Origin of the sequence: Nostocoides japonicum T1-X7 (assembly GCF_001046855.1) — a bacterium.
Classification (GTDB): Bacteria; Actinomycetota; Actinomycetes; order Actinomycetales; family Dermatophilaceae; genus Nostocoides; species Nostocoides japonicum.
On sequence record NZ_HF570958.1, the window covers coordinates 2055935 to 2069899 of the forward strand.

The following is a 13965-nucleotide window of genomic DNA, read 5'->3' on the forward strand; positions in this document are numbered from 1 at the left end:
GGGTCTGTCCGATGATCGGTGTAACTGGCGTTTCTCATTAGAGGTTCTCCGCGGCCGGCATCCGGTCTTCGAAGGTGACGGCGAAGGCGTTGAGGGCCGGCTTCCACCGGGTGACCCATCGTGCCTGTCCCAGGCCCTTGGGGTCCAGTGACCGGGTGACCAGGTACAGCGTCTTGAGGGCGGCCTGCTCGGTGGGGAAGTGTCCTTTGGCGTTGACGGCGCGCCGGTAGCGGGCGTTCAGGGACTCGATCGCGTTGGTCGAGCAGAGGACCTTGCGGATCTCAACGTCGTAGTCCAGGAACGGGATGAACTGTTCCCACGCGGCCCGCCACAGCTTGGGGATGGCCGGGTAGGGCTTGCCCCACTTCTCTTCGAACTCCTCGAACGCCGCCCACGCCGACGCGGCGTTCGCGGCCGTGTAGATCGGGCGCAGGTCTTTGGCGATGGCCTCCCAGTACCGCTTGGAGGCGTACCGGAAGGTGCCGCGGATCAGGTGGACGATGCACGTTTGGACGATTGCTTGGGGGAAGACGGCGTTGACGCTGTCCGGCAGCCCCTTCAGCCCGTCGCAGACGATGAAGAACACGTCGGCGATCCCGCGGTTCTTCAGGTCCGTCAGCACGCCCATCCAGAACTTCGCCGACTCCCCGGCGCCGTGGCCGGGCCACAAACCCAGGACGTCGCGGTGCCCGGCCAGGTCGACCCCGATCGCGGCGTAGAACGGCTGGTTGCCGACCTGCCCGTCACGGACCTTGACCATGATCGCGTCGATGAACACCGCGGCGTACACCCGCTGCAGCGGCCGCGACGCCCACGCCTGCATGTCCTCGATGACCTTGTCGGTGATCCTCGAGACGGTGTCCTTGGACACCGACGCCCCGTAGATCTCGGCGAAGTGGGCGCTGATCTCCCCGGTCGTCAGGCCGCGCGCGTACAGCGACAGCACGATCGCGTCGACGTCGGTCAGCCGCCGCTGCCGCTTCGCCACGATGACCGGTTCGAAGGACCCGTCCCGGTCCCGCGGCACCTCGATCTCCACCGGGCCGGCGTTGTCGGTCAGCACCGTCTTGGCGCGGGTCCCGTTCCGGGAGTTGGCGCCGTTACGGCCCTCGACGGCGTGCTTGTCGTAGCCGACGTGCTCGCTCATCTCTTCCTCGAGGGCGGCCTCGATGACCTGCTTGGTGATCGCCTTCAGCAGCCCCTCGGGGCCGGTCAGGTCATCACCCCTGGCGCGAGCGGCCTTGACCAGCTCGCGCACCGCGTTGCGCTCCGCCTCCTGGGGCGTGAGCGTCTTCTTGGCTGCCTTCCGCAGTGGGCTCACGCCCACCAGTGTCTCGGTCATTCCACTGACCTTCCTCGCTGACGCATCAGCGGGTCGGGCCAGTTACACCGTTCGTCGGACAGTCTCCCCTCCATCGCACGTCAACCCATTTGGGAGACGTCGGTCAGTTGACCGGTCGAGGTGCGCCTCTGGTCCCGGGAATAGCGCGCCAGTGTGGGTCGCGTAGCGCCGACCCCGCGGAGATTGCGCGCACTGTCAGGTGCGGTGCGCGGCTCGTGATGCGAGAGCGACAGGGCCTTGGCACCGCGCCGTTCGCAGGTTCCGCAGGCCACGTCCTCGAGCCAATTCTCGATGGTCCGTCGGGGCCCATTGGTTGTCAAGGGCCAGTAGGAATTGCCCGTGGCGGTCGTCAAACCTGCCCGACTTGGCGCAGCGCTTCGTCTTCGTCAACGTCGCCCCTGCAGCCCCACGTCAAAGCCCTGAGCCCGGACTCGTTGTGCGACCGTGGCCGACATGGGCCTAGGTTGGCACGAGAAAGTCGGCGGCCGACAGCCCAGTCCCATGCTGCCGTCATCGGGACCGAACCCGCCCGGTGACGTGTGCGTCAGCGACGCGGCGGCCGGGCGCGCTGGCGGGACTTGTCCGTCATCGCGCGGCGGTCCTCCTCCCGGACGCCGGGGCGCGGCGGGCCCGGCGTTGCTGGCATCGTGGTCGGTGCGACGTCGATCGGCAGCTCCGCCACGAGTCGGTAGCGCAGCTCTTGAGCAGGCAGATCCGTCAGTGGTTCGGCGGCGACGAGTCGGCGCACGGTGGCAGGGACGTCGTGACCATCCTGGTGAGCCAGTTGCATCATGGCGGCGAGGGCCGGCCAGTCGGCCTGGGCGGTCAGGCGAGGATCGACCTCGGCTGCCAGCGCGGTCCACCGGTCGGGGGGTGTCCCCTGGGTGGCGAGCGTCAGGCGGGCCTTGACATCGGCGATCGCGTCGAGGCGAGCCCGGGCGGCCGCTCTCGGGTCGCGGTTCCAGGCTTGGACACCAGCCGCGAGGCGTGACCGGGCACGCGCCGAGGGAATGCCCAGCCGTGCGGCGACCCCGTCGATCTGGCCGTTCCAGTCCGCTGCGGGACGGGCCGCCACCACCAGCGCAGCCTCGTGCAGGGCGTCGGCGTTGGCCAGGTTCCTGAGGCGCTCCTCGAGGAGGACGTCGCCGAGGGGGGAGGCCGTGGACAAGGCCGCCTCGAGGGCGGGTGCCCCGTCGCGGGCGAGCACGTCGGCCGGATCCAGCCCGTCGGGGAACGTGGCCGCGGCAGGGTCGAGGGCGTGCTGGGTGAGCAGCCAGTAGTCCCGTTCGGCGGCCACTCGCCCGGCCAGATCCGCGTCGGTGGCGACGACGACGGGTCGGCCGAGGTGGGCGATCTGGCTGGCCTGCTCATCGGTGAGGGACGTGCCCAGCGGGGCGAGTCCGACGTGGCTCCCGCCGGTGGCGATGGTGACGGCCCAGGCGTCGAGCGGCCCCTCGACGAGGACCAGGGTCGCGTCCGCGACGGGCAGCTCGGGCGCGAGGCCGAAGACCTGCGCACCCTTGTGGAACAGGGGAGTGTCGGCGGTGTTGAGGTACTTCGGTCCCGCGTTGTCGTCGTCGCCCAGGGCTGGGTGGCGGCGGCCCACGAAGGCGAGGACCTCCCCTTGGTGCAGGATCGGCATGACGGCCCGGTCCCGGAACCGGTCGATGAGGCGACCAGTCCGTGCCCGGGTCGCGACGCCGGTCTCGATCATTTCCTCGTCCGTGACACCGAGCCGGCGCAGGTGGGTGACCAGGCTGACCCACCCGGCGGGGGCATAACCGGGTCGGAGGCCGGGCGTGCCGTCAGGATCGACGCCCAAGCGGTCGGTCAGGTACTCCTGCGCCCAGCTGCCTTGGTAGCGGTCGGCGAAGTAGGCCAGTGCCAGACGGTTGACCTCGAGCATCCGAGTGGCCGGCACCGGCGCGAAGTCGAGGTCGGCGGCCCTGGTCACCTGCAGCTCGACATCGGCGTCGCTCGGCGCCAGCGGGCACATCCCCGATCGCAGGATGGCCTCGAGCTGAAGCTGCCCGTCGATGCTCAGCTCCAGCTCCTCGCCGAGGGCCGGCTCCTCGCCGAACTCGTCGTCGAGGACCTCCAACGTCCCCCTTCGCGCGGCGAGGTCGGTGTCGACTGGGACGCGCGCTGAGCCCCACGCTTCGGGGGCCATCGGGTGCGGCTCCCCAAGGTCGACGTCCCACAGGTCGGCCGGTGCAGCGTCGTCGGGATGGGGGAAGTCGACGTCCTCATCGGTCGGCGGTGGGTCGGTCAGCACGGACAGGCGCCAGACCAGGGCCTGGGCGGGGTCGAGGTCGCTGCCGTCGTTGACGGCGAGCCCCATGAGTTGCTCCAGTGGCCACCCGCGCTGGAGCGCATGGTCGATGGAGCTGACCAGGGCGGGCCACCAGCTGCTGGCCCGCATCTGCTCCACACTGCCGTCGCCGATCTTGGCGGCCAGCGCCGGCACCCAGTCGGAAGTGAGGGTGTGGCCTCTGTCGATCTCCTGGGCGACTGCCGGGGCAATGTGCCGGCTGAGGCGCCACCACAGCGCCGCGGCCGCGTGGTCGTCGGGCAACGACCCATGACGCAGCGCGGTCGCCAGCAACGGTCTGGTGTTCAGGCCGGCGCGGGACATGGCGGCGAGTCGTTCGGCCAGCAGCGGGGCGAAGTCGTCGCGTGCCGCCGCCGGGGCGACTTGGCGCAGCAGGTCGCCCCACTCCTGCAGGGCAGGGGTGCGGTCGCCCGACACGGCCGTGTTCAGTCGCCGCTGCCACCGGGCCGGCGCCTTCTGCAGCTGAGGAGCGCCAGTGGGTCGACGGTCCTCCTCCTCCACCTGCATCGCGGCTCGCCACACGGCGACCTGGCCGAGAGTGGTCGGGTCTGGCCGGGCGGCACCTTGGCTCACCCAAGTCGGCGTGGGCGCGGATTCGGCGTCGACTCGGACCTGCTCGGCCAGGTCGGTGACCAGGTCTGCGCGCTGGCGCAGGTAGGGGCCCCACTGTGGGTGCTCATCCAGGCCGGTGGGAATGGCCGGGATCCACGGCAGCGGCCCGCGGCCTGCGTTGCGCAGTCCGGTGTCGTCCAGCCGCCAGTCCAGGACCGCGGCGCGGTCGCCGGCGGTGTCGAGCTCGCGGCCGTCGACGGCCTGCGCCAAGGCGTGTGAGGGGTCGGGTCCGGTGGCGGCGAGCAGGATTAGGTGGGCCCGCAGCGTGGGCCAGGCCGCCTCCGTGGTCAGGCCCGGAACGAGGGCCTCGGCCGCACTCTCGAGCCCGTCGAGCGTGGCCCGGTCGAGGAGGTCCTCGGCGGCGACGTACAGCGCGTCGGTGTAGCGGGTCGCGGCATCGCCGAGCCGGGTGGCCGGGGCGCCGGCTTGGCGGGCCAGGGTTGTCGCCGACAGGGGGGAGTCATCGCGCGCCAGGACGCGCTCGAGCAGGTCGGTCGCCGTCGGCGGGGTGATGCTGTCCGGACGGATGGCGTTGTGCGGGTCGCCGTCGCTGACCACCTCGAGGTAGACGTGGTTGGCGAGTCGGCCACGGGTCAGCATCGTGTACAGCTGCTGGCGGGACTCGCCGCCGGTGGCGAGTCCGTGGACCGTGTCGACCGACACGCCCTGGGCGGTGTGGACGGTGGCGGCGTAGCCGAGCTCCGTTGAGGTGGCCACGTAGTCGGCCGGGAGGTCGATCACCCGTCCGCTGCGGGTGTGCTGGACGGTCATGGCCCCTGTGCCGGCGCCGCGAGCATCGACGCTCAACACCGTCCAACGGTCACCGTTCTTGACCCAGTCCGAAGCGGTGACCCGGAGTCGTCTGTCGTTGGCTCGGGTGATGACGAGGTCGCCGACGGAAGCCTGGTTGCCGTCGGCCAGTGGCACGCTCATGCCCGGGCCCTCGGGCCCGTGGGCCTGCTCGAGACGGTGCGCCCGGGCGCGCTGGTTCAGGTCGGATACCAGATCGCGTGTGGGCGCGAGCATGATCGCGTCGAGGCCGGCGGCCCGGTCGGTTTCCCAGGCGGTGAAGACGTCTTCGTTCATGGTGGCCAGGTCGCCGACGTGGACGCGGCTGTTGTCGAGGTAGAAGCCCAGCGCGTCGGGTTGGCCGTCGCGCAGAGCAAGGGAGGCAGCTCCTTCAGCGGGGTCGGTGAACCGCATGAGCTCGGTCAGACGCAGGGCGCCATGGGTGACGTCGAGGTCACGCAGAACACCGCCGGCGCCGATCGCTGCGAGCTGCTGGTCGTCGCCGATGAGGCGAACGCTGGCGCCGCGCGAGGTGATCCACTCGACGGCCGTGTCGAGGGAGAGGGTGTCGGCCATGCCCGCCTCGTCGATGACCACCAGCGTGTCCGGGCCGATCTGGGCGGCCCAGTCGGACAGGTCACCCTCGGCGAGGTCGTGGGTGAGCTTGGCGAGTGTGTCGGTGTACACGGACCCGTCGTCGTCGATTTGATCGCGCAACGCGGCGGCCGCGGCCGCGGATGGGGCGAGTCCGATGAGGACTCCGCCGCCGTTCTCCCATGCCCTGGCCAGCGCCCTCATGGCAGTGGTCTTTCCCGCTCCGGCCGGGGCGATCGCCAGCTGCAGCCGCGTGCCTGAGGTTGCCATGCCGCGCACCAGAGCGACCTGCCCGGCGTTGAGGGTGACCCCGTTGGCGGCGGACTCCAGAAGGGCGAGGTCGACCGCCTCGACGGAGACCGAGCGGCCGCCCCCGCGGGCCGCCGCGGCGACGATGCGCTGCTCGGCCGCGAAGACACGCGCCGAGGTGTAGTGCTCGGCGCCGTGCACGGTGTAGACGCTCTCGTCATCGCGTCGACGCAGCTGCGCGGGCTCGCTGACGCCGTCCCCGTCGGGGGAGAGGCGCACCGAGTGCTCGCTGAGTGCCTCGTCGACCAGGAGGCCCACGACCCGGTCGACGTCGTCGACCGTCAGGTCGGCAGCCCTGGCCCGGCGCAGTGCTTCGGCCCGTACGTGCCAGACCTGCCAGGTGCTGCGGCGGGCCTCGAGGGTGGTCACGATCTGTTCCGCCGTGGCCTCCATCCAGGCGGAATCCACCCGGGTCGCCGCACCCGCAGGTGGTGCCATGGCCGCCTGGACCATGGACGCGATCGCGTCCTCGCCGCCGATGACCTCGAGCGCTTGCTCGTGCCACACCTGTCGCTGCTCGGCCAGACTGCGCGGCTCCTTCTTCGCCTCCCGGGTCTCCAACGTGGCCTGCTGAGCCAGTTGGATGGACTCGACCTCGGTGGGTGGGCGGCCGTGGGCGCTCTGGAACTGTTGCGCGAGCACCGCGCGGCGTGCCTCGATGCTGGCCCGGCGGGCCGACCAGCGCTCGTTCAGGTGGGGGTCGACCCCGACCACTTCACGCACCGGGCGCTTGCGCGCGTCGAGGTTGGGCCTCTCCTCGAAGCGGAGCCCGAGGTCGGCCCGGAGGTGCTTCTCCAGTGAGGTGTTGTACTGCTCGGAGGCTGACACGTTGGCCTTGTACAGCACACGGCCGTCGATGCTGAGCCATCGGCCGTCGTCGGTCTGCACCTTGTTCGCGACCGCGACGTGGGTGTGCAGGTCCGGGTCGCCGGCGCGGGAGTCGCGGTGGGTGAACGCGGTGGCGACCATGCCTTGCACGTTGACCTGCCGGACCCCGTTGGTGCCCAACCGGGTGAACAGGGCGTGCTCTTCGAGGAACCGCAGCGCGTCCTTGACCGCCGCCTGGTGTGCGCGTTCGATGCGGGCTGCGGTGGCCGGATCGGCGATCGCCCACAGGGTGCTGACGCTCTTGACCGGCGAGAACGTCAGGTCGTACCCGGCGACCGCTGTGGTGCGCGGCCGTGAGTGCTTGGCGATCGTGGCGGCGATCTCTCGGGCGTCGTCCGGGTCGCGTCCGTGCTCGGTGCGGAAGAACTCGACGGCGACTTCAGTCCGGATCCGTGCCCGCTCCTCGACGGAAACGGCCACGTCGCGGACTGCGCGGCCGCTTATCCCGCGGCTGAGGCTCAGCTCGGCGATGCGCTGTGCGACCTCGAGGCGGAACGCGGACACATCACCGCTGTAGACCTTGTAGGGAACCCCCAGGCGGGTCGCCGCCCGTAGGTTCTGGTCGGTCACGGCGGGGCCTTGCAGTTCGTCGCGGCGCTGCTGGGCGAGCGGGTGATGACCCGAACCGAACAGGGCCTGCATCTGCTCGGCCGTGACGGCATCCCCGACCGACAGCCCCTCGATGCCGGCCATGCCGGAGCCGACCCATTCACCCGGCGCCTCGCCCTTGGCGGTGTAGTAGCTCGCCAGGCCGGTGTGACCCTTTTCGGTGACGTCCTGAGCCGCGACCTGGCGAGTCAGGTAGTCATACCCGCTCCCGGCCGTGAGCTTGTGGATCGACATGGTCACACCAGTAGGAAGCCTCCAGATGAGGCCCTGGTGGTCAGTAGTTGTCACTTCAATGCTGGTGGGGGGTCGGCTTCATAGGTATCCAGAAGCCGCGGGGTCGGGCGGCTGGGGTGATCGTGTCTGCCGCCGTTGTGGCGGCGGGCTCACGACGTAGGCATGTGTGTGGGGGGCATTGCTTCCCGGGCCGTGAGACGGGCGCGCACACTGGACTCATGAGCGCGGAACCGGTCATCACCGATAGCGATGTGCACGATGACGGGAGCGTCGGGTGCTGGTGCTGCGACACCCGCGACGTCCCGGACCGGATGGTCCACCTTGGTAACCACCCTGAGGTGCACCTGTGCCTGCGATGCGCCCATTTTGTGCACCAACAGGCGTGGCAGATCGAGGACGAAGGTCGAGGTGGCCCAGCGGCTTTCGCTCGAGACAGGTTCCGCAACCTGCGTGCCGAGGTGATGCGCCGGGGGTGGCATCAGAACCGGTTTATCGGCGGCCGGCTGCGCTGGCTGGGAAAGTACCTGCCATGACCATGGATATCGAGCTGCTCGTCGTGTCTGATTGCCCGAACGAGGCCGCCGCTGCCGCGCTGATCGCGACCGCTGTGGCGGACACGGGCGTGCGGGCCACCATCACCCGCACGACGATCGTTAGCGAGGACCAGGCGCAGCAGCGCGGTTTCATCGGTTCGCCAACGATCCTGCTCGACGGTGTCGACCCGTTCGCCGTGCCGGCGGCTGCGGTCGGGTTGGCGTGCCGGCTGTATTCCACCCCGAATGGACTGGCTGGTGTGCCCGGCCTGCGAGACCTTCGCCAGGCACTTAAGCGGGTAGCAGCGGGCTGAACCCTGCGAGGCCGGCTCAGCCTTGGTTGATACGCAGGGCGGCATAGCGGGACCACGCTGTGCCGGCTTGTTTGGCATGCCGTTCGGTGGTGCTGGTGCGGTAGCCGAGCATCTCTCCGATGATGGCTGGCGGTGCCTCAGCAACGAGCTGTCGCAGAGTGAGGCTGCGCGCGGCTCGAGGCTGCAGCCCCAAGGTCGCCAGCCGTAGCCGCAGACTGGTCGGATGCAACGGCAGGGTGCCGTGCCGGCCGGGGAAGAGCCATGGGCAATCCGGGTTCGCGGCGGTGGCGCGTCGAGACTTCTCGAGGTAGTCGAGCAGGACTTGGTCGAAGGGTGCCGGGACCGGGGCGGGCGGCTGCCCGAGCCGGATCTCCAGGTGGCCGGTGCGGTCGCGCCGGATGTCCTGGGTCGTCAGGCGGGTGATGCGCGGGATGGGTTGGGCGTAGAGAAGCAGCAGGGTCAGGGCAACGCGGTCCAGGCCGTCGAGTCGATCGTCGGTGGCCGCACGGTGCAGCCAGGAGAGCCGCTCGGACTGACGGAGCGGTATCCCCTCGGGGTGGTGCTGGGGCGGAATACGCAGGCCGGGTGCGCGGCCGGTTCGTGCAGCCCACCGTAAGAAGGTCCCGACGGCGGCTCGTTGCCCGACGGTGGCCACGGTGACCCACCGGTCCAGGTCGGCCTGGCCTAGCGTGTGCAGGCTCTGGTCTTGGTCGCGCAGCCAGGCCAGGAACTCGAGGGCCTGGCGCAGCAGGTACCGGTTGCCCTGGTCGCGGTACGCGTGCAGCCGGCTGCGGGCAGCGGCCTGGTGCAGGCGGCGCTGCAGCTGCCAACGGAAGTACTGTTCCACGGTCCGCCGGTCGTCGGCATCGGGGATGGCGACCAGGAACGCGGTGGTCCATTCCTGAATGCGGCGCAACGTGGTGTCCAGATCGGGGAGCACGCCGGCGGCGATGAGCAGCTGGCGCAGGTGGGCGACCGCCTTGTACGGCTGCAGGGCGGCCAGGCCCTCGTGAGTGAGCGGCACCTGCCCTTCGGCCAGAGCGCGCAGCAGGCGCATGGTGTGCGGCTTGGTGAGCCACAACAGGCCGGTGCGCGGGCGGCCCATCGCGCACAGGTGCTCCAGCAGCGGCACCAGGTCGGGGTTGACCTTCCCGGTGCCGTCGTGCAGCGCTGGGGTGAGCCGCTCGCGCAGGACACACCGGCCGCAGACGCCCTTGTAATGGTTCCAGCCTTCGAGGCGGCACCGCGTGCAGGTGAAGTTGCCGATGCCGCCGGCGCAGTCGGTACAGACCGGTCGGGCCTGCGCGTCGCGTCCGGGGAGGAGCCGGTCGGTTCCACACCCGGGGCAGGTGCCGTAGGTCTCGCAGGCCGTGGCGTAGCAGCCGGAGCAGATGGGGCCTTCGGGCCAGGCGCGGACGGCCACGACCACGCCCCGCACGCGTGGGGTCCGGGGTCCACCCGGTGGCGAGGGCGGTCGTAGCGGCCGCCGGCAGCGGGCACACACCGCCCGGTCGGCGCTGGTGTGGGTCATTGGTCGTCGGCGCCGGGCGGCGGGGTGATCACCGCCCGCACCGGGCGGATCACCGGCCCGTTGCGGGCCCGTCGCGGGTGCCGTTCGGTGTCGCCGATGGCCCGTGGTTTCACCCCGACCAGGTGGGTGTTGGTGTCGATCAGCTCATCGGTGGTCACCCCGAGTATGTGGCACAGCGCGGCGAGCACGGTCAGGTTGAGCCGGTCGGGGGTGCCGGTGACCAGGCGGTGCGCCTGGGAGGTCGACATGGTGATCCCGTGCTCGGCCAGGTGCCCGATGATGTCGGAGGTGGCGTACATGCCGTTGGCGGCCATCACCTCCCGCAGGCGCCACGTGTAGGTCACCTGCCAGAACTGAGCCATCAGTGATCTCCTCCGGTCGAGGTATCGGGCCCCAGCGCCAGGGCCGCGGCGGCCGTGTTGTTCAGGACCTTGCGCAAGGTGCGGACCCGGAAGTCCGAGGACACGCACGTGTACAGACTGGTGGTGGAGGCGTGCTCGTGACCAACCTGCTCCTGGACGAACCGGGGGTCCCAGTTGTCCTCGAACAGGTGCGTGACGTAGGAACGGCGCAGCGAGTGGAAGCTCAACGCCGGGTCCAGCCCGAGTTCGCCGCAGTAGCCGCGCAGCCGGTGGTCCAGAGTGCCGGCGCCGACCCGGTCGCCCCGCTCGCTGGGAAACAACGCCGGACCGGTTGCGTGCTCGAACAAGGGGCGGACCTCCACAACCCACTGACGCAGCACGTCAACGGTCCACGGCCACACGGTCAGCACGCTGCGCCGCTTGGGTGGCGACCCGCGCTGGGCCTTGCCGTACCGCACATTGAGCACCCCGTAGCTGCCGAACTCCGGGGCGTGCGGGTTGGCCGAGAAGTCGGTCAGGTCCAGCATCCGGGTCTCGTTGCGCCGCGTCCCGTACCCGTAAGCCACCTTCAAGATGACCGAGTCACGGAACACCGACGCCCAGCCCTTGACCCCCAGGCCTTGCCGGGTCGAGGCCCTGGCGTCGACGTGTTCCAGCAACATCACCAGCTCGGACCGGGTGAACGCCCGACGGGTCGGCTGGCCCTCGTAGTCGGCGACGTGCGCCGCGGCGTTGGCCTCGTTGATGATCTGTACCGGGGTGACCCCGAACCGTTCCTGGCACACCGTGGCCCACTCATACGCCGGGTCGATCAGGTAGTCGCAGAACCCACGGATCGTGACCTGCAGGCCACGGATCGTGGACAGGCTGCAGTGCTTGACCGAGCGCAGGTCGGCAAACCACTCATCGGCGGTGGCCATCGTCCAACACCACGGGGACTCGTTAGCATGCGCGACCAGCGCCCGGACCTGCCGGGTGCGGGTCCGGATGGTCGTCGGGGCCAAGTTCCGGGCCAGCATCTGCTGTTCCCAACCGGTCAGCATCGCCTCCAGAACCCGCGCGTCAGGATGCAACAGGCCCACGCCGTCCGCGAGCAGGGTGAGCGCGGCTCCGGCCGGCCTCTCACGCCGATCGGCCATGATCGCCACCTTTCTAGATCCCGATAGGCGGGAGATTATCCCGTTAAACGGGATATGGGAAGCGGCCGTGGCGCCTGACCTGCTCCGACGCTTTGCTGGTCCCGAAGGCCGCCCCGGCGTGTCATCGCGCGCCGAATGCCCGCACCCGTGCTGACCTGCACGACCACCGAAGTGGCGAGTCCCGCGAGCCGGGACTCGACACGTTTCGACCGGGAATGCATGAGGTGTGTGGCACTCGGCGGTTGGGGTTTTCGGCGGGGGTACGTCGGGTCGCGGTGGTTGTCGGCGGTCGGGTGTCCACTCGGGGGAGGGGTCGCGGCCTTGGTGGGTGACAGATTCGGAGACTCGGAAGGGGTCGGACGCGATGAGTGAGACGCAGGAGAAGCCGGTCAGAGGCCAGTTGCAGAGTGCGCGGCAGGTGGCCCGGCGTGCTGCGCTGGATGCGCAGGCCAAAATGCGCGAGCAGCGCGTCGAGCGGGAGAAGCGGCTCAGTGCTCGCGGGGTCGACGTGATGGTCGCGCTCGGGGAGCGGGACGACATGGTGCGGCGCTGCGAGCAGCGAGCGGGCGAAGCGTTGCGCGCGATGACCACCGACGAGGGCCTCGGCTTGGACGAGGCCCTGCAGTGGTGTGGCGAGGGCCTGAGCCGTCGGGAGGGGGCGCGGCTGTGTGCGCTGGCGGAAGAGGCCGCGACGGGGCGCGAGGACTCCGGCGCCTGAGGCGCACGCCGTGGGCGGTCGGCGGCGGCTGGACGAGGAAGGCCTCGCGCTGCTCGATGGGGCGGTCGCGGATGCGGCCACGGTGGCGCGGCGGGAACGCAAGATTGTCCGCGTCGCGGGCAGTGAGTGCTGGTGGTGGACGGGTGCGATCAGCGGCAAGGGTCATGGGCGGTTCTGGTTCGCGCCTGACCGCGTGATCGTCGCGCATCGCTTCGGCTTCGCGCAGGTGCACGGCGTCGAGGCCTTGGCCGCGACGGAGGTGCTCGGTCACCGGTGCGACAACCCGCTGTGTCAGCGGGTTCACCCTGAGCACGTGGTGGCGTCGACCTACGTCGAGAACCGGCGCGAGTGGGCTGTCCGCCGCGCGCTGACGGGTTCGCCGCTGGGCGATCCGCGAGGCGCGCGGCGGCGAGCGTTGGAGCTGCGCAACATGGCGCGTGAGGATCCGCAGCTGGTCGCGGCCGACCTGCGACGACTGCGGCGGATCTTCGGCGAGCAGTTGCCGCTGTGGTGACCCCCGCTGTGGTGACCCGGCATTGGTCAGGGCCCGGAGCGCGGCTCGTGGCCGGGCGCTCCGGGCCTTGTGCTCGGGGGTTAGGCGGCGGTCAACGCGTCCCAGGCGGCGCGCTTGACGTTGGTTGGCCCTTCGGTCGTCAGCAGCCGCTGGGCGCGGGCGGCGTCGGGAGCGACCTTGGTGCGGACCGGGGCGAAGTGGTCGACGTACTCGACCACCGCTTGGTAGCCGGCCCACGCAGTGCCCCGGATGCCGGCCTGTGTCTCCGCGTCGTGGAACAGCCGGCTGAGGGTGGCGAGACGGTCGCCCGATGCCCGGCGGACTCGAGGCGGGGCATCGTCGGGGGCGGTGCCGAACGTGGCGCGGATCAGGTCGAAGAACTGCGCGTCGGTCATCTCCCGCTCGAGGAGGCGGTCTGCCTCGGCTTGGAAGGCCTCGGCGTAGGCGAACGTCAGGCCCAGCGCGTCACGGGCGGCCTGCACGGCGGCCTTGGCGTTGCTGGTGTGGCGGATGCTCCAGCTCGACACGTGGTCGCGCAGGGCGGCGGCCTGAGTGTTGGCGCAGACCACCCGCACCGGGGTGACGACGAGCCGGAACGCACTCGACCCGTCGTGGCTGTTCAGGGCTGCGATGTTCAGGTCGACGCGGTCCGTGCCACCGACGAGCAGGGACTCAGGAAGCCGCATGGTGACGAACACCTGACGGCCCCCGCGCAGCGAACCGGCCGTGTCGAAGACGGCCCCGGACTGGTCGGCCAGCAGGTTGAGGAACTCGGCGTGCTCCTCGTTCTGCAGCGGCAGGTAGCCGGACCCGACGACGCCCAACGCCTCGGGCGCGTGCGTGAAGGGGTTGGTGCGCACCGTGGCGAAGGCCGGGACGTCGAGGGTGGTGACGCCGTCCTCGTCCATCACGTTGGCTGTGAGCGGGACCTTGCGGACGTTCCATCCGCCCAGGTGCCCCAGCCGCATCGCCTCCTCGGCGGTGAAGGCGTGACCGGCGACGGTCGTCCCGAGCCGGTGCCACGCGTCCTGCCGGGCGAAGACGGCGGCCGCGCGGTCGCCGTGGGTCTCGATCTGGTGAGTCATGGTGTGGGTCTCCTTGCCGGTTGGTGTGGATGGGGCGCGGGCTTGCCGCTCGGCAGCCCG

10 protein-coding genes are annotated in these 13965 nt (G+C 70.5%); 4 read left to right on the forward strand and 6 right to left on the reverse strand.

The annotated features are described in order from the left end of the window. Window positions 1–37: 37 nt before the first annotated feature. Window positions 38–1342: an IS256 family transposase gene (locus tag BN12_RS09240; protein ID WP_157635264.1), complete on the reverse strand. Its 1305-nt coding sequence runs from the start codon at window positions 1340–1342 to the stop codon at window positions 38–40. A 544-nt stretch (window positions 1343–1886) separates the two neighbouring features. Continuing rightward, on the reverse strand, window positions 1887–7709 hold the full coding sequence (mobF, locus tag BN12_RS09245) for a MobF family relaxase (protein WP_048556201.1): 5823 nt from the start codon (window positions 7707–7709) through the stop codon (window positions 1887–1889). A 218-nt stretch (window positions 7710–7927) separates the two neighbouring features. On the opposite strand from mobF, the gene BN12_RS09250 reads away from it, so the two are divergent. Then, window positions 7928–8242, forward strand: a complete 315-nt coding sequence (locus BN12_RS09250; protein WP_048551898.1) for a hypothetical protein — start codon at window positions 7928–7930, stop codon at window positions 8240–8242. Beyond that, window positions 8239–8556: a hypothetical protein gene (locus tag BN12_RS09255; protein ID WP_235432353.1), complete on the forward strand. Its 318-nt coding sequence runs from the start codon at window positions 8239–8241 to the stop codon at window positions 8554–8556. Before BN12_RS09250 ends, BN12_RS09255 begins: the two co-directional genes overlap by 4 nt. 16 nt (window positions 8557–8572) lie before the next feature. Here BN12_RS09255 and BN12_RS09260 read toward each other — a convergent pair whose 3' ends face one another. From BN12_RS09260 to BN12_RS09270, 3 genes are all read right to left on the reverse strand, one after another. Then, the gene (locus BN12_RS09260; RefSeq protein WP_157635424.1) at window positions 8573–9979 is read right to left on the reverse strand and encodes a site-specific integrase; all 1407 of its coding nucleotides are present in this window, start codon (window positions 9977–9979) and stop codon (window positions 8573–8575) included. 104 nt (window positions 9980–10083) lie between these two features. Then, the gene (locus BN12_RS23380) at window positions 10084–10449 is read right to left on the reverse strand and encodes a helix-turn-helix domain-containing protein (RefSeq protein WP_053079991.1); all 366 of its coding nucleotides are present in this window, start codon (window positions 10447–10449) and stop codon (window positions 10084–10086) included. Then, a complete protein-coding gene (locus tag BN12_RS09270) occupies window positions 10449–11588 on the reverse strand; it encodes a tyrosine-type recombinase/integrase (protein ID WP_048551904.1) in 1140 nt (379 codons plus the stop codon). The genes BN12_RS23380 and BN12_RS09270 overlap by 1 nt, the downstream gene beginning before the upstream one ends. Before the next feature lie 364 nt (window positions 11589–11952). Here BN12_RS09270 and BN12_RS09275 point away from each other — a divergent pair, with 364 nt between their 5' ends. Together BN12_RS09275 and BN12_RS09280 are read left to right on the forward strand one after the other, a co-directional pair. After that, window positions 11953–12306: a hypothetical protein gene (locus BN12_RS09275; protein ID WP_048551906.1), complete on the forward strand. Its 354-nt coding sequence runs from the start codon at window positions 11953–11955 to the stop codon at window positions 12304–12306. A gap of 10 nt (window positions 12307–12316) precedes the next feature. Next, window positions 12317–12820: a hypothetical protein gene (locus BN12_RS09280; protein ID WP_048551908.1), complete on the forward strand. Its 504-nt coding sequence runs from the start codon at window positions 12317–12319 to the stop codon at window positions 12818–12820. Window positions 12821–12900: 80 nt separating this feature from the next. Here BN12_RS09280 and BN12_RS09285 read toward each other — a convergent pair whose 3' ends face one another. Continuing rightward, window positions 12901–13905: a DUF932 domain-containing protein gene (locus tag BN12_RS09285; protein WP_048551909.1), complete on the reverse strand. Its 1005-nt coding sequence runs from the start codon at window positions 13903–13905 to the stop codon at window positions 12901–12903. Between the last annotated feature and the right edge of the window lie 60 nt (window positions 13906–13965).